Origin of the sequence: Paracoccus xiamenensis, from assembly GCF_011308835.1 — a bacterium.
Taxonomy (GTDB): Bacteria; Pseudomonadota; Alphaproteobacteria; order Rhodobacterales; family Rhodobacteraceae; genus Paracoccus; species Paracoccus xiamenensis.
The window spans coordinates 267,278-294,024 of record NZ_JAAOHY010000003.1; the positions used below are offsets into that span (position 1 = coordinate 267,278).

22 protein-coding genes and 2 tRNA genes are annotated in these 26,747 nt (G+C 65.6%); 19 read left to right on the plus strand and 5 right to left on the minus strand.

The window, feature by feature from the left end; translation table 11 throughout:
- The first annotated feature begins 108 nt into the window (after positions 1-108).
- The 5 genes from G7044_RS09775 (at position 109) to G7044_RS09795 (ending at position 4,130) form a co-directional block, all read left to right on the plus strand.
- Complete coding sequence (locus tag G7044_RS09775; RefSeq protein WP_166328514.1) at positions 109-1,209, plus strand: MlaE family ABC transporter permease; 1,101 nt, start codon at positions 109-111, stop codon at positions 1,207-1,209.
- A complete protein-coding gene (locus tag G7044_RS09780; RefSeq protein WP_166328389.1) occupies positions 1,206-2,000 on the plus strand; it encodes an ABC transporter ATP-binding protein in 795 nt (264 codons plus the stop codon). Before G7044_RS09775 ends, G7044_RS09780 begins: the two co-directional genes overlap by 4 nt.
- Positions 1,990-3,204 (plus strand): MlaD family protein, encoded by a 1,215-nt coding sequence (locus G7044_RS09785; RefSeq protein WP_166328391.1) that lies wholly within the window; start codon positions 1,990-1,992, stop codon positions 3,202-3,204. The genes G7044_RS09780 and G7044_RS09785 overlap by 11 nt, the downstream gene beginning before the upstream one ends.
- A 9-nt stretch (positions 3,205-3,213) precedes the next feature.
- Positions 3,214-3,843: an ABC-type transport auxiliary lipoprotein family protein gene (locus G7044_RS09790; protein ID WP_207630248.1), complete on the plus strand. Its 630-nt coding sequence runs from the start codon at positions 3,214-3,216 to the stop codon at positions 3,841-3,843.
- A 211-nt stretch (positions 3,844-4,054) separates the two neighbouring features.
- Positions 4,055-4,130 (plus strand) — tRNA-Lys (locus G7044_RS09795).
- A gap of 388 nt (positions 4,131-4,518) precedes the next feature.
- On the opposite strand, the gene G7044_RS09800 is transcribed toward G7044_RS09795, so the two are convergent.
- Positions 4,519-4,594 (minus strand) — tRNA-Lys (locus tag G7044_RS09800).
- A 93-nt stretch (positions 4,595-4,687) separates the two neighbouring features.
- On the opposite strand from G7044_RS09800, the gene dapF reads away from it, so the two are divergent.
- Both dapF and mtaB read left to right on the plus strand, forming a co-directional pair.
- Positions 4,688-5,503, plus strand: coding sequence for a diaminopimelate epimerase (gene dapF, locus G7044_RS09805; protein WP_166328393.1), 816 nt, complete (start codon positions 4,688-4,690; stop codon positions 5,501-5,503).
- Positions 5,500-6,750 carry a tRNA (N(6)-L-threonylcarbamoyladenosine(37)-C(2))-methylthiotransferase MtaB gene (gene mtaB / locus G7044_RS09810; protein ID WP_166328395.1) on the plus strand — a complete coding sequence of 417 codons (1,251 nt, stop codon included), beginning with the start codon at positions 5,500-5,502 and terminating at the stop codon, positions 6,748-6,750. Before dapF ends, mtaB begins: the two co-directional genes overlap by 4 nt.
- Positions 6,751-6,789: 39 nt before the next feature.
- On the opposite strand, the gene mutS is transcribed toward mtaB, so the two are convergent.
- Complete coding sequence (mutS, locus tag G7044_RS09815) at positions 6,790-9,417, minus strand: DNA mismatch repair protein MutS (protein WP_166328397.1); 2,628 nt, start codon at positions 9,415-9,417, stop codon at positions 6,790-6,792.
- A 138-nt stretch (positions 9,418-9,555) separates the two neighbouring features.
- Here mutS and msrB point away from each other — a divergent pair, with 138 nt between their 5' ends.
- The gene (gene msrB, locus G7044_RS09820) at positions 9,556-9,999 is read left to right on the plus strand and encodes a peptide-methionine (R)-S-oxide reductase MsrB (protein WP_166328399.1); all 444 of its coding nucleotides are present in this window, start codon (positions 9,556-9,558) and stop codon (positions 9,997-9,999) included.
- Positions 9,999-10,502 (plus strand): peptide-methionine (S)-S-oxide reductase MsrA, encoded by a 504-nt coding sequence (msrA, locus tag G7044_RS09825; protein WP_166328401.1) that lies wholly within the window; start codon positions 9,999-10,001, stop codon positions 10,500-10,502. The genes msrB and msrA overlap by 1 nt, the downstream gene beginning before the upstream one ends.
- Before the next feature lie 71 nt (positions 10,503-10,573).
- Here the strand turns inward: msrA and G7044_RS09830 are convergent, their stop codons facing one another.
- Positions 10,574-11,494: a formylglycine-generating enzyme family protein gene (locus G7044_RS09830; RefSeq protein ID WP_166328403.1), complete on the minus strand. Its 921-nt coding sequence runs from the start codon at positions 11,492-11,494 to the stop codon at positions 10,574-10,576.
- A gap of 529 nt (positions 11,495-12,023) precedes the next feature.
- Between G7044_RS09830 and G7044_RS09835 the strand changes: the two genes are divergently transcribed.
- Both G7044_RS09835 and G7044_RS09840 read left to right on the plus strand, forming a co-directional pair.
- A complete protein-coding gene (locus G7044_RS09835) occupies positions 12,024-12,233 on the plus strand; it encodes a YgaP family membrane protein (RefSeq protein WP_166328405.1) in 210 nt (69 codons plus the stop codon).
- A gap of 183 nt (positions 12,234-12,416) precedes the next feature.
- Entirely contained in the window at positions 12,417-13,406 is a 990-nt protein-coding gene (locus G7044_RS09840) for a serine hydrolase domain-containing protein (RefSeq protein ID WP_166328518.1), read from the plus strand.
- Between the two features lie 7 nt (positions 13,407-13,413).
- Here the strand turns inward: G7044_RS09840 and G7044_RS09845 are convergent, their stop codons facing one another.
- Positions 13,414-14,631, minus strand: coding sequence for an alpha-hydroxy acid oxidase (locus G7044_RS09845; RefSeq protein ID WP_166328407.1), 1,218 nt, complete (start codon positions 14,629-14,631; stop codon positions 13,414-13,416).
- Positions 14,632-14,979: 348 nt separating this feature from the next.
- On the opposite strand from G7044_RS09845, the gene G7044_RS09850 reads away from it, so the two are divergent.
- The 5 genes from G7044_RS09850 to G7044_RS09870 all read left to right on the plus strand — a co-directional run bounded on the left by G7044_RS09850 (position 14,980) and on the right by G7044_RS09870 (position 21,874).
- The gene (locus tag G7044_RS09850) at positions 14,980-16,809 is read left to right on the plus strand and encodes an ABC transporter ATP-binding protein (RefSeq protein ID WP_166328409.1); all 1,830 of its coding nucleotides are present in this window, start codon (positions 14,980-14,982) and stop codon (positions 16,807-16,809) included.
- 15 nt (positions 16,810-16,824) lie between these two features.
- Complete coding sequence (locus G7044_RS09855; protein WP_166328411.1) at positions 16,825-18,345, plus strand: ABC transporter substrate-binding protein; 1,521 nt, start codon at positions 16,825-16,827, stop codon at positions 18,343-18,345.
- Positions 18,346-18,406: 61 nt separating this feature from the next.
- Positions 18,407-19,330: an ABC transporter permease gene (locus G7044_RS09860; RefSeq protein ID WP_166328413.1), complete on the plus strand. Its 924-nt coding sequence runs from the start codon at positions 18,407-18,409 to the stop codon at positions 19,328-19,330.
- 4 nt (positions 19,331-19,334) lie between these two features.
- Positions 19,335-20,159, plus strand: coding sequence for an ABC transporter permease (locus G7044_RS09865; RefSeq protein ID WP_235931233.1), 825 nt, complete (start codon positions 19,335-19,337; stop codon positions 20,157-20,159).
- A complete protein-coding gene (locus tag G7044_RS09870) occupies positions 20,156-21,874 on the plus strand; it encodes a M14 family metallopeptidase (RefSeq protein ID WP_166328417.1) in 1,719 nt (572 codons plus the stop codon). The genes G7044_RS09865 and G7044_RS09870 overlap by 4 nt, the downstream gene beginning before the upstream one ends.
- 4 nt (positions 21,875-21,878) lie before the next feature.
- Here G7044_RS09870 and G7044_RS09875 read toward each other — a convergent pair whose 3' ends face one another.
- Entirely contained in the window at positions 21,879-22,538 is a 660-nt protein-coding gene (locus tag G7044_RS09875) for a GntR family transcriptional regulator (protein ID WP_166328419.1), read from the minus strand.
- A gap of 80 nt (positions 22,539-22,618) precedes the next feature.
- On the opposite strand from G7044_RS09875, the gene G7044_RS09880 reads away from it, so the two are divergent.
- Genes G7044_RS09880 through G7044_RS09890 form a run of 3 tightly spaced genes read left to right on the plus strand, consistent with a single transcriptional unit; the run spans position 22,619 to position 26,690 of the window.
- Positions 22,619-23,374 (plus strand): LamB/YcsF family protein, encoded by a 756-nt coding sequence (locus tag G7044_RS09880; protein WP_166328421.1) that lies wholly within the window; start codon positions 22,619-22,621, stop codon positions 23,372-23,374.
- A gap of 2 nt (positions 23,375-23,376) precedes the next feature.
- Positions 23,377-24,948: a 5-oxoprolinase subunit B/C family protein gene (locus G7044_RS09885; RefSeq protein ID WP_166328423.1), complete on the plus strand. Its 1,572-nt coding sequence runs from the start codon at positions 23,377-23,379 to the stop codon at positions 24,946-24,948.
- Positions 24,945-26,690 carry an acetyl/propionyl/methylcrotonyl-CoA carboxylase subunit alpha gene (locus G7044_RS09890; RefSeq protein WP_166328425.1) on the plus strand — a complete coding sequence of 582 codons (1,746 nt, stop codon included), beginning with the start codon at positions 24,945-24,947 and terminating at the stop codon, positions 26,688-26,690. Before G7044_RS09885 ends, G7044_RS09890 begins: the two co-directional genes overlap by 4 nt.
- Positions 26,691-26,747 lie beyond the last annotated feature (57 nt).

The window sequence follows — 26,747 nt, forward strand, 5'->3', positions numbered from 1 at the left end:
TGAAGGGCTTCCGACCTTTACGGGTCGACACCAAGGGGGCGGACAGTCGAGGCAACGCCTGTTTTGTCCTGTTGAAAGCTGGCACGGCCGCAGGAAAAGGGTACTGATCTGACCGACACGCTCGCCCAGGACGATCCGGAAAGGTCCACAATCTCGCAACGGCGCGACGGCGATCTGCTGGTACTGGATGGGTCGCTGCTGGTCTGGACGCTGCCGCAACTGCCCCCAAAGGGCGCCCCCCGGATCAGTGTTGCGGGGGTGGACAAGCTGGACACAGCCGGCGCCTGGTACCTGGCAGAGGCACAGCGCGCCGGCACCCGGCTGGAAGGGCTGCGGCCGAACCACGCCCAGCTGATCGAGACGGTAAGCGCCTCTATCCCCGAACCCGACCCGGAACCGCCGGCCGCGCCCCTGTGGCAGCAGATCCTGACCCGGACCGGCATTCGCACCACACAGGCACTGGGATATTTCCGCGAGCTGGCCGAATATCTGGGCCGCTACCTTGCTGCCGGCATGCGCGCGATCCGTCACCCATCGCAATTTCGGCTGACGTCGCTTGTCTATCACTGTCAGGAATCCGGCCTGCGTGCCGTGCCCATTGTCTTCGTGATGTCCTTCCTGATCGGGGTTGTGCTGGCCTTTCAAGGCGCGGCACAATTGTCCCAGTTCGGGGCCGAGGTCTTCGTCGTCGACCTAATCGGCATTGCCGTATTGCGAGAACTGGGGATTTTGCTGACCGCCATCGTGGTTGCCGGGCGTACGGCCTCGGCGCTGACGGCCTCGATCGGGTCGATGAAGATGCGCGAGGAAATCGACGCGATGCGCACCTTCGGCATGGACCCCGACCTGGTCCTGACCCTGCCCCGTGTGCTGGCGCTGGTGATCATGCTGCCGATTCTGGGGCTGATCGCGGATGTGGCGGGGCTGCTTGGCGGGGCGATTATGTCCTGGATCACGCTTGGCATCTCGCCCTCGATGTTTCTGACCCGGCTGACCGATACGCATGTCTCTCACGTCATTGTCGGGCTGTCGAAGGCCCCTTTCTTCGCCCTCATCATCGGCATCATCGGCGTGAATGGCGGCATGCGAGTGGGCAAGGACGCCGAATCGCTGGGTCAGATGACCTCAAAATCGGTGGTAAACGCGATTTTCGCCGTCATCATCGCCGACGCGCTGTTCTCGGTCTTCTTCTCGGTGGTCGGGCTATGAGCGTCGAAAACGTCATCGAGGTTCGCGGGCTGCACAACCAGTTTGGGGATCACGTGGTCCATCACGATCTGGATCTGGACCTGCGCCGGGGCGAGATTCTGGGCGTGGTCGGCGGATCCGGCACCGGCAAATCGGTGCTGTTGCGCAGCATCGTCGGGCTTGTCACGCCGCAGGCGGGCGAGATTCGCGTCTTCGGCCAGGACATTCGCAAGCTGACCGGGCCGGCGCGTGAATCGGTGGAACGCCGCTGGGGGGTGAATTTTCAGGACGGCGCCCTGTTTTCGGCGCTGACCGTGCGCGAGAATGTCGAGGTGCCGCTGCGCGCTGTCCCCGACCTCAGCGACGATGATCGCGAAAGGCTGGCGGGGCTGAAGGTCTCGATGGCCGGGCTGCCGGTCAATGCCAATCAGAAACTCCCCTCGGACCTGTCGGGCGGGATGCGCAAGCGAGCCGGACTTGCCCGCGCGCTGGCGCTGGATCCCGAGATCCTGTTTCTGGACGAACCCACCGCCGGGCTGGACCCGATCGGGGCGGATGCCTTTGACCGGCTGATCCTGACCCTGCGCGACGCGCTGAATCTGTCGGTGTTTCTGGTCACCCATGACCTCGATACGTTGCATACCTGCTGCGACCGCATTGCGGCTTTGGCCGAAAAACACGTGCTGGCCACTGGAACGATGGCCGAAATGTTGAAGATAGATCACCCCTGGGTGCATGAATATTTCCATGGTCCGCGCGCTCGTGCAGCCATGACGGCCGACGCAGGAGGCGAAGACGCAAATGGAAACTAAGGCGAATTATGCCCTCATCGGCGCGTTCACCATTGTCGGGTTTCTGGGGTTGCTGGGGTTCCTGATGTGGTTCGCCAAGCTGCAGCTGAATCAGCAATTCGCCTATTATGACGCCTATTTCCCCGAGGTGGCCGGGCTTTCGGTTTCCTCGCAGGTTCTGTTCGCGGGCCTGCATGTCGGCACTGTCTCGGCGATAGAACTGGCCCCTGACCGCCCTGACGCGGTCCGCGTGACGCTTGAACTGGACGAAAACACCCCCGTGCGCGTCGATTCGCGCGCCTCGATCGACACCTCGGCGGTCACCGGCGTGTCGCAGGTCACCATCACCCCCGGCATGCCCGCGAGCCTGCTGTTGAGTTCCATCGAGACCGAAGACACCCCGGTCATTCAATCCAGCCCCACGGCCTTGCAGACCATCGGTGAACAAGCGCCAGAGCTGCTGAGCCGCGCCAACATCGTCGCCCAGCAGCTGACCCAGCTGTTCGGCACCGAAAATCAAGAGCGGATATCTAATATCCTGATCAATCTGGAACGCTCGACCGAAAATATCGACAAGACCATGGCCGATATCTCGACCGCTGCCGATGCGATTGCCGGCTTTGGCGACAAGCTGGACACGCTGACCAGCAGCGCCGAGGGCGCGCTGAACAGTTTTGCCGGCGCCTCGACCCAGGCCGAAACCACTCTGGCCAGTGTCGACAGCTATGTCACCGGCGACCTGACCCCGCTGACCCAGGACCTGAAGCAGACGGCCGCGACGCTGAAAACCGATCTGGCCGCGCTTGGCACCCGCGCGCAGACCAGCCTCGACAATGTCGACACCGCCCTCGCCTCCGCCACCGGCACCATGGATGCAGCCCATGAAGTGATCGAGGATCTGGGCCCGGTCTTCACCGAACTGCGGACGACGCTTGGCAGCATCAGCACCGCCCTTGCGAACCTGCCCGAGGAACTGCCGCGCATCACCGCCAATATTGGAGATGCAGCCGATTCCGCCGCTGGCGCCTTCGATTCGCTTCAGGCGATGCTGGACGGCGCCCGCAGCCCGGTCCAGACTTTCACGCGCGAGGGGCTGCCGCAATTTTCACGCCTCGGCCACGAGCTGCGCGGGCTGGTCGCCAATATCGATCAGCTCGTCACGGCGCTGAAACGCAATCCGTCGCAGATCCTTCGGGGTCAGCCGACCCCCGAATTCCGCCGCTGAGGTGTTGCCATGACCCGTTCGATCCTTCGCCCCGCCCTTCTGCTGTCACTGACCCTGCTGCTGCCCGCCTGCGGCGCACTTCGCGCGCTGGAGGGAGAGCCGAACCGCGACGTGTTCGAATTGCGCGCTCCGCCGGTCAGCGCCGGCCAATGCGGCGGTGCCCGCGGAACGGAACTGGTGGTCGAGCTGCCCAAGGCGCGCGAGACGCTGGATTCGCCACGCATCATGATCCGGCCTTCGGTTCTGGAAACCCAGTACCTGCCCGATGCGATCTGGGGTGAGCCGGTCCCGGCCATGGTTCAGCGTCTGCTGGTCGAGACGCTGAACAATCACGATGCCTTCGGCCATGTCGGGCGCGAACCGCTGGGCCTTGCCGGCGACTTTGCCCTGCTGACCGAGATCAGCGCCTTCAACGCCGAACTTCTGGAAAAGGGCGCGCTGATCCGCATGACCGTCGAAAGCCAGTTGATCCGGGAAATGGATGCCGTGGTCGTGGGTCGAAGCCGCTTCGAGGTCACCACCGAATCGCCCAGCACCAGAACGGCCGACCTGATCCCGGCCTTCGACGCGGCCGCCCTGCAATTGATTACCGAGATGACCGCCTGGACCCTGGGCAGGGCGGGCGCGAACTGCCGGTGATTACCGCACTGGCCAGGGCGCCGCACACCCGCCGCCCGGGCCGGGGCGAGTTTGCGGCGCATCAATCCCTCTCAGATTGCGCGCTTCGCAGGTCGGGCCTTGAGGGTCGAAGTCATCTCTCGCGCAGCCGGCTCAGGTATTTTCAGGGCACTTTCCACGATTTTTGCGCTTGACCCCGCCCGCGCCCGACCTTAGGCAGGCGCCCTGTGATGGGCCCATAGCTCAGTTGGTAGAGCAACTGACTTTTAATCAGTGGGTCACAGGTTCGAATCCTGTTGGGCTCACCACTTTTCCCCTTTCTCTCAACTGGTTGTCGGCCGTTTTTTTCAACGGCAGAAGTTGTTGGTTATTATCGACGGCCAGATGCGAAAGCGCACCAGTATTAGCGGCAGCTTTGGCAGAAACGTGATGGAAAGATGGCGGCTGTCTGGGGCCTGCTTGACCGCACGCGGACAGTCGAGTGCCGAGGAGAAACAGACGATCAACGGATCTGTTGATCTGCGGCACAGCGTTCCAACGGAACCTGTCCCTGAAACTCCCTGCGCCCAACATGCACTCTTTGCGTTAAAATCAGCAAAAACACGGGGGCCATGAAGCAAACTTCCGCGCGAAGCAAGTCCTGCTTCTGTGCTTCGAATCAAAAAAGGCAGTCTTGCGACTGCCTTTTTGAGATAATGGTGAGCCCAACAGGATTCGAACCTGTGACCCACTGATTAAAAGTCAGTTGCTCTACCAACTGAGCTATGGGCCCATCACAGGGCGCTTGCCTAAGGTCGGGCACGGCTTGGGTCAAGTCCAAAACGTGCCGCTGGCGAAAACTTTTCGGCGGCACTATATGCACCTCATGGAACACGCCCGCACCCCCGGCCTGCCCTTCATGAAAATGCACGGGCTCGGCAATGATTTCGTCGTCATCGACCTGCGCCACGGAACGCAGGCGCCTGATGCTGCGACCATTGCGGCCATCGCTGACCGTCACTTTGGGGTCGGTTTCGACCAGCTTGCCACAATCGACCATGACGATCAGGCCGATGCCCGGCTGGTCTTCTTCAATGCCGATGGCAGCCGCTCGGCCGCGTGTGGCAACGCGACACGCTGCATTGCCCGCTTTCTGATGGACGGCAGCGGCAAGCAGTCGCTGGGCCTGCGGACGGACCACGCGATCCTGCGGGCCGAAGATGCCGGCAATGGCCTGACCCGCGTGAACATGGGCCCGCCGGTGCTGGATTGGCAGGCGATCCCGCTGGCGCAGGATGTCGATCTGCTGCACCTGCCGATTGCGGGCGATCCGGTCGCCACCGGCATGGGCAATCCGCATATGACCTTCTTTGTCGAGGATGCCGATTCGGTCGATCTGGATCATTTCGGCCCGGAACATGAACACCATCCGCTTTATCCGCAGCGCACCAATGTCGAAGTCGTTCAGGTGCTGTCGCCTTCCGAAATCAAGCTACGCATCTGGGAACGCGGGACCGGGGCGACGCTGGCCTCTGGCTCCTGTTCCTGCGCGGCGGCGGTGGCTGCGGCGCGGCGCGGGCTGACGGGTCGGCAGGTCACGGTGAACGTGCCGGGCGGGCAGTTGCAGATCGACTGGCGCGACGATGGCGTCTGGATGACCGGCCCCACCGCCCACGCCTTCGACGGGGTTTGGCGGGAATGAGCGCGCCGGTCTTTTCCACCCATGGCTGCCGCCTGAATGCCTATGAATCCGAGGCGATGCGCGAAATGGCCGAGGCCGCCGGGCTGCAAGGCGCGGTGATCGTGAACACCTGCGCGGTGACGGCCGAGGCCGTGCGCAAGGCCCGCCAGGACATTCGCCGGCTGGCCCGCGACAACCCCGGCGCGCCGGTCATCGTCACCGGCTGCGCCGCCCAAACCGAACCGGAAACCTTCGCCGCCATGCCCGAGGTCACCCGCGTCATCGGCAATACCGAAAAGATGCAGCCCGAGACATGGGCCGGCCTGACGCCCGACCTGATCGGCCAGACCGAGCGGGTCGTGGTGGATGACATCATGTCGGTCAAGGAAACCGCCGGCCACCTGATCGACGGCTTTGGTCGCCACCGCGCCTATGTGCAGGTCCAGAACGGCTGCGATCACCGCTGCACCTTCTGCATCATCCCTTACGGTCGCGGCAATTCGCGCTCCGTCCCGGCGGGCGTCGTCGTCGACCAGATCAAGCGGCTGCGGGATCGCGGCTTTAACGAGGTGGTGCTGACCGGCGTCGACCTGACAAGCTGGGGGGCCGATCTGCCGGGTACGCCGCGCCTCGGCGATCTGGTCATGCGGATCCTGAAGCTGGTGCCCGACCTGCCACGACTGCGGATTTCGTCAATCGATTCAATCGAAGCGGATGAAAACCTCATGCTCGCCATTGCGAGCGAGCCGCGCCTGATGCCGCATCTGCACCTGTCGCTGCAGGCCGGCGACGACATGATCCTGAAGCGCATGAAGCGCCGCCACCTGCGCGACGACGCCATCCGCTTCTGCGAGGATGCCCGCCGCCTGCGCCCCGAAATCGTCTTCGGCGCCGATATCATCGCGGGCTTCCCGACCGAGACCGAGGCGATGTTTGAAAACTCGCTGAAGCTGGTTCAGGATTGCGGCCTGACCTTCCTGCACGTCTTCCCCTATTCCGCGCGTCAGGGCACCCCCGCCGCCCGTATGCCGGCGGTGAACGGCACCGCCATCAAGGACCGCGCCGCACGGTTGCGTGCGGCTGGCGATGCCGCCTTGCTGACGCATCTGAACGCCCAGCAGGGCCGCAGCCATCGCGTCCTGACCGAAGGCCCGCGCCTTGGCCGGACCGAGCAATTCACCGAGGTGACTTTCGCCCGTGACATGCCCGAAGGCAGCCTGTTGCAGGTGGACATTCTTGGCCATGACGGCACACGGCTGACGGCCTGACCGCAAGGACCACGCCGCAGGCTGCGGAACTCTGGCAGTTTACTCTGCCAAGCCCTTCAATTCATAGATCAGATCCAGCGCCTCGCGCGGGGTAAGGCTGTCGGGATGCAGGTCCTTCAGCCGCGCCTCAACGGCGCTGTCGCGGGATTTCGCAGGCGCCGGGGGCGGCGGCGCGGCGCGGAAGAGCGGCAGGTCGTCGATGATCGCGGCGGGCTTGGCCGCACCCTCGCGTTCGCCCGATTCGAGACTGGCGAGGATATCGCGCGCGCGCGTCACCACAGCCTCGGGCAGACCTGCCAGCCGCGCCACCTGCACGCCATAGGAACGGTCGGCGGCACCCTTGATGACCTCATGCAGGAAGATCACCTCACCCTCCCATTCGCGGACGGACACGGTGGCGTTTTCGACGCCGTCCAGCCGCGCGGCAAGGGCCGTCAGTTCGTGGTAATGTGTGGCGAACAGCGCCCGGCAGCGGTTGACGGCCTGCAGATGTTCCATCACCGCCCAGGCGATGGACAGCCCGTCCCAGGTCGCGGTGCCGCGGCCGATTTCATCCAGGATCACCAGCGCGCGGTCGTCGGCCTGGTTCAGGATCGCAGCGGTTTCCACCATCTCGACCATGAAGGTTGACCGGCCCCGCGCCAGATCGTCGGCGGCACCGACGCGGCTGAACAACTGGCTGACCAGTCCCACATGGGCGCGCGTGGCCGGCACAAAGCTGCCCGCCTGCGCGAGGATTGCGATCAGCGCGTTCTGGCGCAGGAAGGTCGATTTACCGGCCATGTTCGGCCCGGTCAGCAGCCAGATCGCCGGCGTCGCGTCCGCGGTCAGCGCGCAGTCATTGGCCACGAAGCTTTCCGCCTTGCGCCGCAGCGCGCGTTCGACAACGGGGTGACGCCCGGCCTCGATTTCAAAAGCGCGGCTGTCATCGACCTGCGGCCGCGTCCAGCCCTCGCCCATGGCGAGATCGGCAAAGGCGGCGGTCAGGTCGATTTCTGCCAATGCCCGCGCCGCCTGCCCGATGGGACCAGCCGCCGCCAGCACCGCGTCGCGCAGGCGGGCGAAAATGCCGCGCTCGATCTCCAGCGCGCGGTCGCGGGCGTTGAGGATACGGGTCTCCAGTTCCGACAGCTCGACGGTGGTAAAACGGATCTGGTTGGCGGTGGTCTGGCGGTGAATGAAGGTCTCGTTCAACGGCGGGGCCAGCATCTTTTCAGCATGGGTCGCCGTGGTTTCGATGAAATAGCCCAGCACGTTATTGTGCTTGATCTTCAGGCTGCTGACCCCGGTGACCTCGATGAATTCGCCCTGCATCTGCGCGATCACGCCACGGCCTTCGTCGCGCAGCTGGCGTGTCCGGTCCAGATCCTCGTCATAATTCGAGGCCACGAAACCGCCGTCACGCGCCAACAGCGGGGGTTCGGCCACCAGCGCATCGTCCAGAAGGTCGATCAGCGCGTCATGGCCCAGCAGATCGCGGGCGGCATCCGCCAGCACCGTGACCGTGTCATCACCCAGCATCGAGGCGATGCGGATGGCCTGCGTCAGCCCGGCCCGGATCGCCGCCAGATCACGCGGGCCGCCCCGATCCAACGCCAGACGCGAAAGTGCCCGGTCCATGTCGGGCACGCCGCTCAGCGCCTCGCGCAGATCGGCGGTCAGGCGGCTGTCTTCGGCCAGATGGGTGACGGCATCAAGGCGGTCATGGATCACCGCCAGATCGCGCGACGGCGCGCTGATCCGGCGTTCCAGCAGCCGCGCGCCGCCGGCGGTGGCGGTTCGGTCGATTGTGGCCAGCAGAGAGCCATCGCGACCGCCCGAAAGTGCCTGCGTCAGTTCCAGATTGCGCCGGGTGGCGGCGTCGATCTGCATGGATCCGGCGATCGCTTCGCGCAGCGGCGGGCGGATCAGCGGCAGCTGTGCCTTCTGGGTCAGTTCCAGATAATCGGCAATCGCCCCCATGGCGGCGATCTCCGCCCGGCTGAAACTGCCGAAACCGTCCAGCGTTTCCACCTTGAACAGCGCCGCCAACCGGCGCAGTGCGGCGCTGGAATCGAAGCTTCCGGGCGGCAATTCGGTCAGTGCCGTGCCGTTTTCCGCCGCCAGTTCATCCAGCCCGCTGCCCTCGATGGCCAGCAATTCGCGCGGGGCGATCCGCGCCAGTTCCGGGCCCAGCCGCACGGCCGGGCAGGCCATCACCCGCAGGCTGCCGGTGGAAATATCGACCCATGCCAGCGCCCCTTCGTCGCGGACCGAGGCATAGGCGGCCAGGAAGTTGTGCCGCCGCGCCTCCAGCAGCGATTCCTCGGTCAGGGTGCCGGGGGTGACCAGGCGCACCACGTCGCGCGCAACCACGGATTTCGAACCGCGCTTCTTCGCCTCGGCCGGGTCTTCCATCTGTTCGGCGATGGCCACGCGAAAACCCTTGCGGATCAGCGACAGCAGATAGGATTCGGCGGCATGGACGGGCACGCCGCACATCGGGATCGGCTGGCCCTGATGGGTGCCGCGCTTGGTCAGCGCGATATCCAGCGCGGCCGCCGCGGCGACGGCATCGTCAAAGAACATCTCGTAGAAATCGCCCATGCGATAGAACAGCAGCGCACCGGGATTGGCCTCGCGGATCGCGAGATATTGGGCCATCATCGGCGTCGGCTGGTCGGTCATGGGCGTCTCCTTCGCGGGACGGTTCTAGCGGATCGGGTGGCGATTGCCAGAGCGGGGGACAGGATGGCGCAAAGGCCATTGGAAATTCGGGGCAGTCTGCATACATGCCGGACACCGAACAGATAAGGGGGACCAAGGATGACCTATACGAAATCCGACGACGCCATTTCCCGCCTGACGCCCGAACAGTTCCGCGTCACCCAGCAGAACGGGACCGAGCGCGCCTTTACCGGCGAATATGACGAACATTTCGAACCCGGCATCTATGTCGATGTCGTCTCGGGCGAGCCGCTTTTCGCCTCATCCGCAAAGTTCAACTCGGGCTGCGGCTGGCCGTCCTTTTCCAAACCCATCGTCGACGCGAACGTCAACGAGTTGCGCGATACCACCCATGGCATGATCCGCACCGAGGTCCGCTCGGCCCATGGTGACAGCCATCTGGGCCATGTCTTCCCGGACGGCCCGCGCGACATGGGCGGGCTGCGCTATTGCATCAACTCGGCCAGCCTGCGCTTCGTCCCGAAAGACGAGATGGAAGCCGAGGGCTATGGCGAATATCTGGATCAGGTGGAGGCGAAGTGATGACCGAACGCGCTGTACTGGCCGGTGGCTGCTTCTGGGGCATGCAGGATCTGATCCGCAAGCTTCCGGGGGTTGAGGCGACCCGCGTGGGCTATACCGGCGGCGACGTGGCCAATGCCACCTATCGCAACCACGGCACTCATGCCGAGGGGATCGAGATCACCTTTGATCCGACGAAGATCAGCTATCGCGAACTGCTGGAGTTCTTCTTTCAGATCCACGACCCCTCGACGCCCGACCGTCAGGGCAATGACCGTGGCACCAGTTACCGCTCGGGGATCTATTACACGTCTGAAGCGCAGCATCAGACCGCGCTGGATACCATTGCCGATGTCGATGCCTCGGGCCTGTGGCCCGGCAAGGTCGTTACCGAGGTGAAGCCCGCCGGCGACTTCTGGCAGGCAGAGCCAGAGCATCAGGACTATCTGCAGCGGACCCCCAACGGCTATACCTGCCACTTCCCGCGCCCGAACTGGGTTCTGCCCAAACGCGCAGCAGAATAGCCGAGCGAAGAATCGGCCGGGCCAAGGTCGGTTTTCATGCCCGGCGGGCGGATCGCTGAGGGTGGCGGCGGTTACTCCTCCGCCACCCGCAGCACGCAACGAAAGCTCAGATGGCTGGTCGAGGTATCGACGGCCTCGGCGTGGCGGGCTGCGGGCCGGTAGCGCTGGCAGTAATTTGGCGCGCAAAGATGCGAGCCGCCCTTCAGCACCCGGCGCGGGATGCGGATCTGCGGCAGAGCAGGGTCAAAGCTGCGCTCCATCACGCCGCCGCGCGGGTTTTCGGGGACGCAGCAGGCCTTGGGCGCGTCGCCAGTATGGGCCGAGTTGTACCAGTCTTGCGTCCATTCCCAGCAATTGCCGATCACGTCGAAAAGCCCGTAGCCGTTCTGCGGGAAGGCTTCGACCGGCGAAGTGCCGGCATAGCCATCCAGCATCTGGTTCTCGACCGGAAACGCCCCCTGCCAGGTATTCGCCATTTGCCGCCCGTCCGGGTTCAGTTCGTCCCCCCAGGCGAATTCCGCGCGGTCCAGACCGCCGCGTGCGGCGAATTCCCATTCGGCTTCGGTCGGCAGATCCTTGCCCGCCCATCGTGCAAAGGCCAGTGCATCGGCGTAAGCCACATGCACCACCGGGTGATCGTCGCGCCCGCGCAGCGTACTGCCGCGCCCCTCGGGATGGCGCCAGTCGGCGCCCTTGCGGAATTCCCACCATTGCCGCCAGTCCCGCAGATCGGTGATGTTCGGCTGCGGCGCGAATACCAACGATCCGGCAAACAGCATCTCGGGCCGGGCACCGGGATAGTCCTTGGCGTTGGGCTTGCGCTCTGCCTCGGTAACGTGGCCCGTGGCCTTCACAAAGCGCTTGAACTGGGCGTTGGTCACAGGCGTCCGGTCCATCCAGAAAACGCCGACCTTGACCCGATGCACTGGCGCTTCTTCGGGGTAATATTTTTCCGAACCCATATGATAAAGGCCGCCGGGCACCCAGATCATATCTCGCGCAATCCGCGCAAGCCGGCGATCGTCGGGTGATGGTATCGGGGCAGAGTCTTCAGGCATCGGCATTTTCCGTTTGCTGAGGCGTAGCATGCAGCTATCCGCCATACGCGCAGGACGGACCGCAAGCCATTATTGATCCATCCGGCAAGGGTCTGTCCAGTGCACCGCCGTCGCAGACCCCTTGGCCCGCGCTGATCGGCATGACCCGATTGCCGGTATATCCGTTCTGACCTTCGCTGTGGTTGCCGCGCCCCGCACCCGGAAACTGCGACCTACGACGACAGCAGTCGATGACCGCGAGGAAACAAGAAGCTTCCTGAGGCGTTCAGTTCAACAGGACGATGCCTTGCGGCCGCCTCATGCGCGGCAGCAACGGCACGAAATTTGCGTCGCAGGCGCGCGATCATGCGTCGGAAACCAGCAGCGCCGCACGTCACGCACGTTGGTTGAATGACAGCTCGGTTTGAGGCCCCGCCGCTGGTCATGGCAGGGTGGACGCATATGATTCGAAAAGGAGATTGAGATGCCTGTGAACGTTGGATCCGCTGACCGTGCCATCCGGCTGGCCGTGGCTGTGCTGCTGCTTTTTGCGGCGCTGGTGACCGGAACACTGGGTCATGGTTTGTGGTTCTGGCTGGCGCTGCTGGTCGCGGCGGTGCTGATCCTGACCGCTCTGCTTGGTTCCTGTCCGCTTTACAGCATCTTCGGCGTCCAAAGCTGTACGCGCCGCTAACGACCCGAACCAGCGCGCCAGTGCGGATCGTTCGCGGGCCGCATCCTTGTCGTGGCACGAGGTTCGACCGATGACGCAGCTGTGACCTTCTGTGAACGCTGCGGTGTCACAGCGGACTCGCCCACGCGATCCTGCCCGCTATCATCATGCTATCATCCCTGCCGCGAAAGACTGTCCATGCCGATGCCCCTGACCCGCCGCAGCTTCTGCGCCGCCACGCTGGCCGCCATGGCCACCCCTGCCCTTGCCCGCGCCCAGACCGGGGCGGGGGCGGATATCCGCGCCGCCGCCGCAGGGCTGCCACAATTGCACGCGGTTCTGGTGCAGCGCGGTGGGCAGGTGGTTCTGGCCGATGCACCGCGCGGGCCGGGACTGGGGCGGGCGGCGAATATCAAGTCATGCTCGAAAAGCCTGCTGGCACTGATACTGGGCGCCGCCATCGCCAAGGGCGATATTGCGGACCCGGGCGCCACGCTTGCCCAATTGGCCCCGCGGCTGATCCCCCGCGACGCCACCGAAGGCGTGGGCGCGCTGACGATGGAGGATCTGGTGACGCTGCGGGCGGGGCTGCAAGGGACCTCGGGGCCGAATTACGGCGAATGGGTCGCCTCGCCCAATTGGGTCAGCTATGCGCTGCGCCAGCCCCGGATCGCGGCGGCGGGCGGGCGGATGATCTATTCCACCGGCACCACCCATGTACTGGGCGCGGCCATTGCTACCGCCACCGGCCAGAGCCTGCTTGAACTGGCCCGCAAACATCTGGGCCGGGGCCTGGGGATCGACATCCCACCATGGACCCGCGACCCACAGGGCTTCTTCTTTGGTGGGAATGAGATGGCGCTGACACCGCGCGCCATGCTGCGGGTCGCCGTGATGATGCGCGACGGTGGCCGGTTCGAGGGCCGCCAGGTGGTGGCCGAAGACTGGATCCGCGCATCGACCCGGCCGCGCACCCGGTCGCCCTATTCGGGGCTGGATTACGGCTATGGCTGGTTTCTCAGCCGCAGCGGTTGGGTCATCGCGCGTGGATACGGCGGCCAGCTGATCGCCGCGCATGAGGGGCGCGATCTGGCCGTGGCCATCACCTCGGACCCGACGCAGCCGGCTCGCTCGGACGGGCATTTCGGCGATCTGATGCGGCTGCTGGAAGGTCCGATCCTGAACATCGCCTGACCCGGTCTCAGCCCGGCAGCGGAACCGGCGCGTATTCGCGTGCCGCCATGGGTGTGGTGATGCCCAACAACGCCATGTCGCGGTGAACCTCGTCACGCAGCAGCTTCATCGCGTGGGTGACGCCCGGCTCGCCATAGACCGCTGCCGCATACAGGAAGGGCCGGCCGACAAAGACGAAATCCGCGCCCAGCATGATCGCCTTCAGCACATCGGTGCCGCGCCGGATGCCGCTGTCGAACATCACCACCAGATCGGGCACCGCCGCGCGGATCTCGGGCAGCACGTCCAGCGGCGAGACCACACCGTCAAGCTGCCGTCCGCCATGGTTCGACACGATGATCCCGTCGCAGCCCGCATCCGCCGCCAGTTGCGCATCCTGAACGTCGAGGATGCCCTTCACCACCAGCTTGCCCGGCCAGATCTCGCGGATGAAGCGGATATGATCCCAGCTTAGCTCATCGCGGGCGATCTTGGACCGCACCAGATCGCGAGAGAACAGCGGCGGGCCCTGCACCGATTCCATATTCTCGAAATGCGGCATGCCGCGGGTGGCGATTTCACGCGCCAATGTGCCAAACACCCAGCGCGGATGCGTGATGCCCTGCCAGAACAGTTTCGGGGTGATCCGCAGGGGCGCATCAAAACCGTTGCGGGCGTTGTTTTCACGGTTCCCGGCCACCGGGACGTCGCCGGTGACGACCAGCGTGTCAAAGCCCGCACGCGTGACCCGGTCTAGCAACGCCTGAATGCGGGTGCGGTCGCCGGGGATATAGCACTGGAACCAGCGGCTGCCGCCTTCGCTGGCCGCACGTTCCAGCGGCGTCAGCGAAGCGGCCGAGCAGATGGCAAAGCTGCCCGCCGCCCGCGCGCCTTTGGCCAGCACCACGTCGCCGTCGAAGGCAGCCAGCGCGCTGAACCCCATGGGCGCGATGGCGAAGGGCAGCGCGTATTCTTGCCCGAACAGCCGGGTCGTCAGGTTGCGGCCCGAAACATCGCGCAGCACCCGCGGCCGCAGCCCGATACGGCGGAAGGCGGCGCGGTTTTCCGACAGAGTGACGTCATCCTCGACCCCGCCGCTGACATAGCCGAAGATCGACAGCGGCAGGTGACGCCGCGCCCGTCGCTCAAAATCATCCAGCGACAGCAGGCCGCGCAGCCGGCGCGGCACCGTCGAGGCGCTTTGCCGCGTGATCGAGACCGGGTTGGGAACCGCCGCCTTGGTCATCCCTGTGCACCCCCCTGTTGCTGTGCTGTGCGGGCCACCGGGGGCCGAATCATCCGAATATGAGGCACCATAGGACAAGCGCGCGGCTGGTCTCCATCCATGCTGCACGCCGCTGAGCGCTGATTTGCGCGCAAATTTCAGGCAGTTTCGGATTGTTCAATAAAATATCTTGATTGTCAGACAAAATATGAGAGTATTTCGCGACAACTCAGATAGCTGAGGGCGGAACTGCATCACGGAGGAGGTGATGCGTCACGCAACAGCCCCGACGGGCCGCGACGCAACCATCCCCCGGCGCAACGCCAGACAGCCAACGCCGCGGCATCTGCCGCACCAACAGGGATGACGATGACGCAAGCAGCCAGCGCCCCGCTTCTGTCGGTGGAAAACCTCAGCGTGGCTTTCGGGTCCAATCCGGTCATCCACGACCTGTCTTTTTCCGCACCGCAGGGTCGCACCGTCGCCATCGTCGGCGAAAGTGGTTCGGGCAAAAGCGTGACCTCGCTGTCGATCATGCGGCTGGCGGATCTGGCGGGGGCGAAATTCACCGGCGGGCGGATCCTGTTTCAGGGCAGCGGCGGCGATATCGACCTTTTGTCGATCAGCCAGGATCAGGCCCGCCACATTCGCGGCAACCAGATCGGCATGATCTTTCAAGAGCCGATGACCTCGCTGAACCCGGTCTTCACCATTGGCGACCAGATCGCCGAGGTGCTGATGCTGCACGAAAACCGCAGCAAGCCCGACGCCCTGACCGAGGCGGAACGCCTGCTGAACCTGGTCCGGCTGCCCGATGCGGCGGGGATGCTGAAGCGCTATCCGCACCAGCTTTCAGGGGGCATGCGCCAGCGGGTGATGATCGCCATGGCGCTTGCCTGCCGGCCCAAGCTGCTGATCGCGGATGAGCCGACGACGGCGCTGGATGTGACCATTCAGGCGCAGATCCTGTCCATCCTGCGCGATTTGCAGGCCGAACTGGGCATGTCGATCATCTTCATCACCCATGACATGGGCGTCGTGGCCGAGATCGCCGATGATGTCGTGGTCATGTGGCAGGGCCGCAAGGTCGAGGAAGGCCCGGTCGAAAAGGTCTTTGCCGATCCGCAGCACCCCTATACGCAGGCGCTTCTGTCGGCGATCCCGCGGCTGGGCCAGATGACGGGAGAGCCGTTCCCACTGCGCACGCCCCTGACCGTGCTGGAAGACGGCGCGCCGAAACTGGTGGGCGAGCGCCGGGTGCAGGACACGGCGCGGATGGCGGAGGGTCCGCTAATCCAGGTCCGCGACCTGTCGGTGCGCTTCGACGTGAAGAAGACCTGGCTGGGCCGGACCACCCATTACGTTCCCGCCGTGACCAATGTCAGTTTCGACATCCATCCCGGCGAGACGCTGGCGCTGGTGGGCGAAAGCGGGTCGGGCAAGTCGACCATCGCGCGCACCATCATGCAGCTGAACAAGCCCCATTCGGGCGATGTGATGTTCGACGGCCGCCCGATGTCGCAGATGGGTCTGGCAGAGCGTCAGCGTCTGCGCCGCGACATCCAGTATATCTTTCAGGATCCCTTCGCCTCGCTGGATCCGCGCAAGACCGTGGGCTGGTCGGTGGCCGAACCGATCCGCACCCACGGCCTGCTGTCGGGCGACCGAGAAATCACCCGCCGCGTGGCCGAGCTGCTGGAACGTGTGGGCCTGCCGGCCGCCGCCGCTGCTCGCTATCCGCACCAGTTCTCGGGCGGGCAGCGCCAGCGTATCTGCATCGCCCGCGCCCTTGCCAGCAAGCCGCGCCTGATCATCGCCGACGAGGCGCTGTCGGCGCTGGATGTGTCCATTCAGGCGCAGGTCATCAACCTGTTCATGGATCTGCAGAAAGACGAGGGGCTGGCCTATCTGTTCGTCAGCCACGACATGGCCGTGGTCGAGAAGATGAGCCACCGCGTCGCGGTTCTGTATCTGGGCCAGATCATGGAACTGGGCAGCCGCGCCCAGGTCTTCGAAAATCCATCGCATCCCTATACCCGCCGGCTTCTCTCGGCGGTGCCGGTGCCCGATCCGACCCGCCGGCCCGACCGCCCGGCGCTGGAAGGCGAGGTGCCATCCACCACGCGGAAGGCGGGCGAAGAACCCGTACCCGTCACCCTGACCGAACTGGCCCCCGGCCATTTTACAGCGAACACCTGACACTCGGAGGAACCCATGAAGACATTGACCGCAACCGCGCTGGCGCTGATCCTGTCGGCCGCAGCCTTTGCCGCCCCGGCCGCAGCCGAGGGCAAGCTGACCATCTCATCCCCGCAGGATCCGGGCGGCTGGGACCCGATCGACACGTTTCTGGTCAACTGGGCCTCGGTCGCGACCAATGTCTTCGAAGGCCTGACCTATCGCGGACCCGACATGGAACTGGTCCCCGGTCTGGCCGAGGCATGGGAAGAACTCGATGAGGGCAAGCGCATCCGCTTTACCCTGCGTCAGGGCGTGACCTTCCAGAATGGCGAGCCCTTCACCGCCGAGGCCGTCAAGTTCACCTTCGACCGCCTGCTGGGCGAGGAAGGCGGCAAGGGGCCGCAGCAATCGAACTATACCTCGATCGCCGAGGTGCAGGTGATCGACGACAAGACCGTCGACTTCATCCTGAAGGAACCCGATCCGGTACTGCTGACCAAGCTGGCCGGTTACGGCGCCATGATCGTGCCGCCGAAATACTATGCCGAGGTCGGCGACGCCGAATTCGGCATGAAGCCCATCGGCACCGGCCCGTTCAAGGTCACCTCCTATGAACCCAAGGTCGGCGTGAAGCTGGAGGCCAATCCCGACTATTGGGGCGGCGCGCCGAAGCTGTCGGAACTTGAATACCGCTTCATCCCCGAACCCGCGACCGCCGTGGCCGAACTGCAATCTGGCGGCGTCGATCTGGTCATTCCGCCGACCATTCCGATCGGCATGATCCCGACGATCGAGGCCGACGACAATCTTGAAATCGTCTCGACCGCCGGGCCGACGGTGGCGGCGCTGCGCTTCAACACCCGCGACGGCATCACCAAGGACCCGAATGTCCGCAAAGCGCTGATCATGGCCGTGGACCGCGAGACCATCGTGAGCTCGATCCTCGCCGGGCAGGCAGAGACCATTGGGTCGTTCCAGGGCAAGGACAGCTTCGGCTATAGCGCCGATCTGCAGCCGCTGCCCTATGATCCCGAAGGCGCGCAGAAGCTGCTGGCCGATGCCGGCATCCAGCCCGGCGCGACGGTGGAAATCAACACCCGCGGCAATGACTCCACCTTCAACGAGGTCGCCCAGGCCGTCGCAGCCTATCTGTCCACCGTGGGCATCGTCGCGACGATCAAGCCTTACGAAACCAACGTGCTGCTGAACGACATCATCCCGCAGGGCAAGACCGGCGCGATGTTCCAGCAATCCTGGGGTGGCTGGACCTTCGATTACGACAACACCGCCTATGCGATGTATCACACCGGCCAGAAATGGAACCCCTATGACAGCGATCCCGAACTGGACAAGCTGCTGGAGGCACAGCGCCCGATGACCGACAAGGCCGAGCGCGAGAAGCTGTTGCAGGACATCGCCGTCTATGCCGCCGACCGGGCGCTGGAAATGCCGCTTTACAACCTGAACGCCATCTACGCGATCAACAAGCGGGTCGAGAATTTCACCCCCGCACCGGACAGCCGCCTGAAGCTGAACGAAGTGACGGTGAAGTAAGACGCCGGGCCGGCCCCTGACCGGGCCGGCCCACACTCAACCGGAAAAGCGAGGGCTCGGCATGGCCGGATTTCTGCTCAAACGCCTGCTGCAGGCGGCCTTCGTGGTCGTCGTGGTGACGCTGATCGTGGCATTCGCGGTGCGCCTGACCGGCGACCCGGCGCTGATGATCGCCTCGGGCGCGACCGAGATAACCGAGGCGGACCTTGCCCGCATCCGCGAGGGGCTGGGCCTGAACGAGCCCTTTCTCACCCAGTATCTGAACACGCTCTCGGGCCTGTTCACCTGGGATTTCGGCAACAGCTTCATCGGCGGCACCCCGGTCGCCCGGCTGATCGGGTCTGCGCTGCCGGCGACGCTGGCACTCGCCTTCTGCGCCATGGCGGTGTCGATCCTGCTGTCGATCCCGCTGGGGATATGGGCGGCGGTCCACAAGGGCCGCGGGGTCGACCAACTGATCCGCGTCGTCTCGCTGGTCGGGCTGTCCTTCCCGAATTTCTGGCTGGCCACGATGATGGTGCTGCTGTTTTCCATTACCCTGAAATGGCTGCCCCCCAGCGGCATGGTCGGGCCTGCCAGCTTCATCATGCCGGCCGCGACCCTCGGCGTCATCCTGACCGCGACCAATGTGCGGCTGGTCCGCACCTCGATGCTGGAGGTGCTGAATTCCCAATATATCATGGTCGCCCGCGCCAAGGGCCTGCCAGAGCGCACGGTTCTTTACAAACATGCGCTGCGCAACTGCGCCATCCCGCTGATCACCTATATGGGACTGCAATTCGGCGGGCTTCTGGGCGGCGTTGTGGTGGTCGAACGGGTGTTCAACTGGCCCGGCATGGGCTCGCTTGCTTTCGATGCGGTCGCGTCGCGGGATTACCCGGTGCTGCAATCCGTGATCATGGTGCTGTCCACCCTGATCGTTCTGGTCAACCTGCTGGTCGATATCGCCTATGGGCTGGTCGATCCGCGCATCCGGACGGAGTAGGCCGATGTCGCGCTTTCGTTCGCTGGAATTCATCCTTGGCGCCGGGATCACGCTGGTAATCTGCGGCCTCGTGCTGGCCTCTGGCTGGCTGTTTCCCGATGTCGGCAAGATCGACCTGATGGCGCGGCTGCTGCCGCCCTTCCAACAGGCCGGCCATCCCTTCGGCACCGATCCGCTCGGGCGCGACGTGCTTGCCCGCGCCGTGGCGGGGGGCAAGATCTCGCTGACGGTGGGCTTGGTTTCGGTCGCGGGTTCGGTGGTGCTGGGCGTCATCATGGGGCTGGTCGCGGGCTATTACCGCGGCATCTGGGACGTGATCCTGATGCGCTTTGCCGATGTGCAACTGGCGCTGCCCTTCATCCTGCTGGCCATCACCGTGATCGCGGTCATCGGCGGCAGCCTGACCAATACCATCATCCTGCTTATCGTGTCGCAATGGGTGCAATATGCGCGTCTCGTGCGTGCGCAGGTGCTGGCGCTGCGCGAACGCGAATTCGTGCTGGCGGCGCAGGCCATCGGGGTGAAGAACCGCAATATCCTGTTTCAGCACCTTCTGCCCAACCTGCTGGGCCCGGTGATCGTGCTGATGACGCTGAACGTCGCAAACAACATCCTGCTGGAAAGCAGCCTGACCTTTCTGGGCCTCGGCGTCGATCCGACCATCCCCAGTTGGGGCGGCATGCTGGCCGAGGGCCGCACCTATCTGCAATCGGCCTGGTGGGTCAGCGTCTTTCCCGGCCTTGCCATCCTGTTCACGGTGCTGGGGCTGAACCTGCTGGGCGACTGGCTGCGCGACCAGCTTGACCCGACCGGAAGGACCGAAAGATGATCCTGCACCAAGCCAACCCGCCGCGCACGCTGGACGCGCTTGTCGCCCGCTTTTCGGACGCGCCCGCCGGCACGCGGGTCGAGGCATGGACGTTCGACGACCGCGCCGCCCGCCGCCGCACCGAAGGCGCGCTTGCCACGCGCGGCATCACCGCCCGCATCCGGTCGGCCTACAAACCCGTGGTGAGTTTCTTTCTGGAAGAAGCCCGCCCCGGCTTCACCGCCGCCCGCATCGCCTATCCGGTCCATCCGGCAGCGATCCCGAACCGCTTCCTGCTGGAAAGCTATCCACTGGCGGCGCTGCTGGCCCCGGCGGCGGTCAGCTTCACCGCCGGCACCTGCACCGACCTCTATGACATCACCCTGACCTATCCCGAAGGCACCGAAACACACCGCGTTTTCGCCCCCAACCGCGAACATCCCGATCTGGAAGGCGCGCCCATGCTGTCGCCCTGCGGCTGGCTGATCGCGGGCGACCAGTCGGCCCCGATGCCGACCGATTATGAGGCGCTGTTTCACGGCGCGATGGAGGCCGTCGCCGCCCATGATTGGGGCCAGGAACCCTATTTCGAAGAACTGAACCTCGCCGTCACCATCCCCGCAGATGATGAAGCCCTGAACCATGATGACGAAGCGCTGAGCCTGCGCGAGGCGCTGCACGAGGATCTGTATTTCTCGCTGCTGGAATATTTCGGCCAGCTTTCCGGCCGCCCGGTCGGCGACCGGCACCTGCAACCGGGCCAGATCGTGCCGGAAATCACCCAAGGCCCGCCCGGCCTGACCGTCAGCCTGAGGCCCTTGGCGACCGGCGACCGCATGGGTGCGCATCAGGTGCTGGACAATACCACCGCGCCGCCCGCCGCTGCGCAGATCCGCGACGAATTGGCGGCGCTCGGCGGCACGCGCTTCACCGCGCCGACCCGCGCCGGGCGCGAGGTCGAGGCGCGCCATATCAGCGGGGACGGCGCGCCGGTGATGATTTCGGCCGGGCAGCACCCGAACGAAACCAGCGCCATTGTCGGCGCCCTGCGCGCAGGCCGCGTGCTGAAGGAACGGGGCGCGTCCTTCACCCTGTCGCCGCTGGAAAACCCGGATGGCTATGCGCTGCATGGCCGGCTGGTTGCGGATAATCCGCGCCACATGCACCACGCCGCCCGCTACACCGCCTTTGGCGACGATTTGGAATACCGGCAGGCGCCCTCGGCACTCTATGAAAACGCCATCCGCCAGCAGGCCGAAACGCTCAGCCGCGCGCAGCTGCATATCAACCTGCACGGCTATCCGGCGCATGAATGGACGCGCCCGCTGTCGGGTTATGTCCCGCGCGGCTTTGCCATGTGGACGCTGCCCAAGGGCTTTTTCCTGGTCATGCGCCATCACGAAGGCTGGGCCGATATCGCCCGCGCCCTGACCGAGGCAGTGACCGCCGATCTGGCCCGCAATACCGAGTTGATGGAAATGAATGCCCGCCAGATCGCCCTTTACGCGACCCATGCCGGCGAGACGGGTTTCGAGATGGTCAACGGCTTCCCCTGCTATATCGGCCCCGATCCGCGCCACCGCGTGCCGCTGACGCTGATCACCGAATACCCGGATGAAACCATCTATGGCCCCGCCTTCATCCGCGCGCATGAGGCGCAGATGCAGACCGTGCTGGCCGCGCAGGCGGCATGGCAGGGGCTGGCCGCGTCAGCGCCGTCGGCGCTGTTGGTCTGAGGGGTCAGCCATGCACCCCTTCCGCCCGCGTCAGCGCCGCCAGCACCGCACGTTCCGATTGCAGCAGATACTGCTCCAGCCGGCGGGCGGCTTCTTCGGATTCGCCGCGTTTGACCATGGCGACCAGTTCAAGGTTCTGCGGGATATAGGGGGCGTGCATCATCTCTGGCTCATCCAGCAGGCCGAAGGCCAGCCGCAGCTCGGTCGCGAGCTTTTCAAAGAAGGCGTTCAGGCGCGGGCTGTCGGCCAGATCGACGATGGCGGCGTGAAACTCCATATTGGCGTTGCCTACGCCCACCCAGTCGCGCCCGGTGGCCAGTTCCTGCGCCCGCGCGACCGCAGCCGCCATCCGCGCCACTGCCGGATGCTGCGGAAAGGCGCTGCGCAGGGCCTGCACCTCGATCATGCGACGAACGCGGTAGATGTCGATCACCGCCGCCATGCTGGGCACCGTAACGGACACGCCGCGATTGGCCTCGTACGTTACCAGCCCCTCATTCGTCAGCGACCGGAAGGCTTCGCGCAGGGTATTGCGCGACACGCCCAGCCGTTCGGCCATGCCGGCCTCGGACAGGCGTTGACCGGGGCGCAGCGCGCCCTGCGCGATCAGGTCGCGAATATCCGAAGCGACGCGTTCGGCAAGCGAGACTGGGGGTGGCGGCATGGGTTCGGGCTTCCTGAAGTGACCTGCCATCCTGTGACACAATCGGCCGCCCGAGGCCACAGCCGCGAAAGGAAAGCGCCATGGACCTGAACAGCGACATGGGCGAAAGCTTCGGCGCCTGGGCGATGGGCGACGATGCGGTGATGCTGGACATCGTGAGTTCGGCCAATATCGCCTGCGGCTTTCATGCCGGCGATCCTGCGGGGATGCTGGACACGCTGCGCGCTGCGGCCGCCCGCGGCGTGGCCGTGGGCGCCCATGTCGGCTACCGCGATCTCGCCGGCTTCGGTCGCCGTCCGATGGACGTGCCGCCGCGCGAGCTGACCGCCGATGTGATCTATCAGATCGGCGCGCTTGACGGGCTGGCGCGGGCGGCGGGGACGCGGGTCACTTACGTCAAACCCCACGGGGCGCTGTATAACACCATCGCGCAGGGCGGCGCGCAGGCCGATGCCGTCATCGCCGCCATTCGCGCCTATGATGCCACCCTGCCGCTGCTGGCGCTGGCGGGTTCGCCGCTGGTCGCCCATGCCCGCGCCGCCGGGCTGACCGTGGTGGCCGAGGCCTTCGCCGACCGCGGATATCAGCCCGACGGCCAACTGGTCTCGCGCCGCGATCCGGGCGCGGTGCTGCACGACCCCGACCTGATCGCCGCGCGGATGCTGCGCCTCGCCCGCGATGGCGTGATCGAGGCGCAGGACGGCAGCCTTGTTCCCATCGAGGCGCAATCGATCTGCGTTCACGGCGACAACCCCGGCGCGGTCGCCATCGCACGCCGCCTGCGCGCGGTCTTCGACGCGGAAGGGGTCGCGCTGACCCCCTTCGCGAAGGGCTGAACATGCGCTTCCTGCCCGCCGGTGAAAACGCGCTTCTGGTGCAGCTTGGCAGCCTTGACGAGGTGCTGTCGCTACATGCCAGTCTGCGCGCGAAGCCGGTGCCGGGCATGGCCGAGATGATTCCGGCGGCCGAGACCCTGCTGATCGGCTTTGATCCCTATCGGATCAGCGCGGCGGAACTGGCGGCGGAAATTGCCCCGCGCGATCTGTCCCATCGCGATGCCGGCACGGGCCGTGAGGTCGAGATCCCGGTCGATTACGACGGCCAGGACCTGGACGAGGTCGCCGCCCTGACCGACCTCAGCCGCGCCGAGGTGATCGCGCGGCATACCGGCACGCCCTGGTTGGCGGCATTCAACGGTTTCGCACCCGGCTTCTGCTATCTGACCGGCGGCGACCCGGCCCTTGACGTGCCGCGACGCGCCACGCCGAGGACAGAGATCCCGGCCGGGTCTGTGGCGCTGGCGGGCACTTTCAGCGGCGTCTATCCGCAATCCAGCCCCGGCGGCTGGCAGATCATCGGCACCGCGCCGGTCCCGATGTGGGATCTGAACCGCGACCCACCCGCATTGCTGGCACCCGGCGACCGGGTCCGCTTCGTCGATCAGGCCAAGGCAGGCAGGCTGCGGTCGCAGCCGGCCCGACCCTCAACACCCGAACTCACGCCACCGGCGGCACGCTGGGACATCCTCGCCGCACCCTTTCCGGCGCTGTTGCAGGATGCCGGGCGGGTGGGGCTTGCCGATCAGGGCATCGCGGCATCGGGCTCGGTCGATCAGGGTGCGCTCCGGGCGCTGAACAGGCTTCTGGGCAACTCCCCCGGCACGGCCGCGCTGGAGGTTCTGGGCGGCGGTCTGCGCCTGCGCGCGACCGCGCCCTGCACGGTGGCTGCGACCGGGGCGCCACGACAGATGCAGGTGAACGGCGCGCCCTTCGCCTCTCATCGGGTGATCGCGCTTGATGCGGGCGATGAACTCGCCCTTGGCCCGGCAGACAGCGGCACCTACGGCTATCTTGGCGTCCGCGGCGGTTTTACGGTCGAGCCGGTGCTGGGCAGTGCTGCCACCGACACGCTGGCCCAGATCGGCCCCAAGGTCTTGCGCGCCGGTGATTGGCTGGGGCTGGCGGGTGCCCGCGCCGAAGCCGTGCAGCCGCCACTGGCCCAGCCTGCGCTGCCCCGCCCCGGCGATCTGGTGGAAATCGAGGTGACCATGGGACCGCGCGCCGACTGGTTTACGCCACAGGTGCAGGCGCAGTTTCTGGCGCAGGACTGGCTGGTCACCCCGCAATCCAGCCGCGTCGGCAAGCGGCTGGAGGGCCAGCCCCTGCAACGCGATGCCCGCGAATTGCCAAGCGAGGCCACACCCGCCGGTGCCATCCAGATCCCCCATTCCGGCCAGCCCGTGCTGTTTCTGGCCGATCATCCGCTGACCGGCGGCTATCCGGTGATGGCCGTGGTCGCCGCCCACCATCTTGATCTGGCGGCGCAGGTGCCGCCCGGTGCGCGCATCCGCTTTCGCGCCCGCGCACCCTTCGCCCCGATCATCCCGAACCCAAGCAGAGGCCGGACATGAAAAAGATCCTCATCGCCAATCGTGGCGAAATCGCCCTGCGCATCCTGCGCGCCTGCCGCGATGCCGGCCTTTCGTCGGTTGCCGTCTATGCCGATGCCGATGCGGACGCCTGCTGGTTGCGTCTGGCAGATCAGGCCTTCGCGCTGCCCGGCAAGACCCCGGCCGAGACCTATCTGAACATCCCGGCCCTGCTGGAGATCGCCCGCCGGGCGGGCGCGGATGCGGTCCATCCAGGCTACGGCTTCCTGTCCGAAAGCGCCAAATTCGCGCAGGCCGTTCAGGATGCCGGGCTGATCTGGATCGGCCCGGACCCGGCGGCGATCTCGGCCCTTGGCGACAAGATCGCCGCCCGCGCCATCGCCCGCGAGGTCGGCGCGCCTCTGGTTCCCGGCAGCGACGGGCCGGTGGCAGATGCCGCCGAAATCCGCGCCTTTGTCGCCGAGCACGGGCTTCCGGTCGCCATCAAGGCCTCGGCCGGGGGCGGCGGGCGCGGCATGCGCGTGGTCCGCGACGAAGCCGAAATTGACGAATTGTTTGCCGCCGCCGCCAGCGAGGCGCAGACCGCCTTTGGCAACGGTGCCTGCTATGTCGAACGCTTCCTTGACCGCCCCCGCCATATCGAGGCGCAGGTGCTGGCCGATCGGCACGGCAATGTCGCCGTCGTGGGCCTGCGCGACTGTTCCCTGCAACGCCGCAACCAGAAGCTGGTCGAGGAAGCCCCCGCCCCCTTCCTGCCCGAAGGCACCGCCGACCGGATCGAAACCGCCGCCCGCGACATCTGTCGCAAGGCCGCCTATACCGGCGCGGGCACGGTGGAATTTCTGCTGGGCGCCGACGGCATGCTGAGCTTTCTGGAGGTGAATACCCGCCTTCAGGTCGAACACCCCGTCACCGAGGAAACCACCGGCATCGACCTTGTGATCGAACAGATCCGCATCGCCCGGGGCGGGGCCTTGCGCATCGACGCCATGCCCACCCCCACCGGCCACAGCATCGAATTCCGCATCAATGCCGAAGATCCGGGCCGCGGCTTCTTGCCGACGCCGGGCCGGATCACCCGCTTTGCCCCGCCGTCCGGCCCCGGCATCCGGTTGGACAGCGGCGTCGAGACCGGCAGCGTGGTCGCGGGGGCCTTCGATTCCCTGATGGCCAAGCTGATCGTGACCGGCCCCACGCGGGAAATCGCGATTGCCCGCGCCCGTCGCGCATTGTCAGAGTTCCGCATTGAAGGCGTCGCCTCGGTCCTGCCCTTTGCCCGTGCGGTACTGGACGCCCCGGATTTCGACGGCAGCGCCCCCTTCGCCGTTCATACCCGCTGGATCGAGACCGATTTCGCCGACGATCTGGACGCCGCCCTGCGCGTGCCCGAAGCCGAAGATACAGTGCTGCGCCTGCCCGTTGAGATCGCCGGGGAGCGCCACGATATCGGGCTGTCTGCGCAGGCTCTGGCCCGCCTTGGCACAGCGCTTGGCCACGTCGCCCCCGCCGCGCCCCCGCCTTCGGAAAAGCCTGCTGAAAAAGCAGCCGACGGGACGCTGACCGCGCCGATTTCCGGCACGCTTACCCGTTGGCTTGTCAAGGACGGCGCCACGGTCAAGGCCGAACAGCCCATCGCCGTCATGGAAGCGATGAAAATGGAAATGACACTGCACAGCGATCGTGCCGGAAAGATTCGTCTGAAAGCTGCCGCAGGGGATAACATATCCGAAGGAGACCATCTCGCGCATGTAGAGGTTGAATGAGGATGACAGCCGGCTTCAGCCTGCCCCACTGCGCGATGATGTTCGCGGTTTAACCGG

Coding starts and splice junctions, on each gene's coding strand:
- G7044_RS09780 (WP_166328389.1), top strand. CDS start 1,206: ATGAGCGTCGAAAACGTCATCGAGGTTCGCGGGCTGCACAACCAGTTT.
- G7044_RS09785 (WP_166328391.1), top strand. CDS start 1,990: ATGGAAACTAAGGCGAATTATGCCCTCATCGGCGCGTTCACCATTGTC.
- G7044_RS09790 (WP_207630248.1), top strand. CDS start 3,214: ATGACCCGTTCGATCCTTCGCCCCGCCCTTCTGCTGTCACTGACCCTG.
- dapF (WP_166328393.1), top strand. CDS start 4,688: ATGGAACACGCCCGCACCCCCGGCCTGCCCTTCATGAAAATGCACGGG.
- mtaB (WP_166328395.1), top strand. CDS start 5,500: ATGAGCGCGCCGGTCTTTTCCACCCATGGCTGCCGCCTGAATGCCTAT.
- mutS (WP_166328397.1), bottom strand. CDS start 9,417: ATGACCGACCAGCCGACGCCGATGATGGCCCAATATCTCGCGATCCGC.
- msrB (WP_166328399.1), top strand. CDS start 9,556: ATGACCTATACGAAATCCGACGACGCCATTTCCCGCCTGACGCCCGAA.
- msrA (WP_166328401.1), top strand. CDS start 9,999: ATGACCGAACGCGCTGTACTGGCCGGTGGCTGCTTCTGGGGCATGCAG.
- G7044_RS09830 (WP_166328403.1), bottom strand. CDS start 11,494: ATGATCTGGGTGCCCGGCGGCCTTTATCATATGGGTTCGGAAAAATAT.
- G7044_RS09835 (WP_166328405.1), top strand. CDS start 12,024: ATGCCTGTGAACGTTGGATCCGCTGACCGTGCCATCCGGCTGGCCGTG.
- G7044_RS09840 (WP_166328518.1), top strand. CDS start 12,417: ATGCCCCTGACCCGCCGCAGCTTCTGCGCCGCCACGCTGGCCGCCATG.
- G7044_RS09845 (WP_166328407.1), bottom strand. CDS start 14,631: ATGACCAAGGCGGCGGTTCCCAACCCGGTCTCGATCACGCGGCAAAGC.
- G7044_RS09850 (WP_166328409.1), top strand. CDS start 14,980: ATGACGCAAGCAGCCAGCGCCCCGCTTCTGTCGGTGGAAAACCTCAGC.
- G7044_RS09855 (WP_166328411.1), top strand. CDS start 16,825: ATGAAGACATTGACCGCAACCGCGCTGGCGCTGATCCTGTCGGCCGCA.
- G7044_RS09860 (WP_166328413.1), top strand. CDS start 18,407: ATGGCCGGATTTCTGCTCAAACGCCTGCTGCAGGCGGCCTTCGTGGTC.
- G7044_RS09865 (WP_235931233.1), top strand. CDS start 19,335: ATGTCGCGCTTTCGTTCGCTGGAATTCATCCTTGGCGCCGGGATCACG.
- G7044_RS09870 (WP_166328417.1), top strand. CDS start 20,156: ATGATCCTGCACCAAGCCAACCCGCCGCGCACGCTGGACGCGCTTGTC.
- G7044_RS09875 (WP_166328419.1), bottom strand. CDS start 22,538: ATGCCGCCACCCCCAGTCTCGCTTGCCGAACGCGTCGCTTCGGATATT.
- G7044_RS09880 (WP_166328421.1), top strand. CDS start 22,619: ATGGACCTGAACAGCGACATGGGCGAAAGCTTCGGCGCCTGGGCGATG.
- G7044_RS09885 (WP_166328423.1), top strand. CDS start 23,377: ATGCGCTTCCTGCCCGCCGGTGAAAACGCGCTTCTGGTGCAGCTTGGC.
- G7044_RS09890 (WP_166328425.1), top strand. CDS start 24,945: ATGAAAAAGATCCTCATCGCCAATCGTGGCGAAATCGCCCTGCGCATC.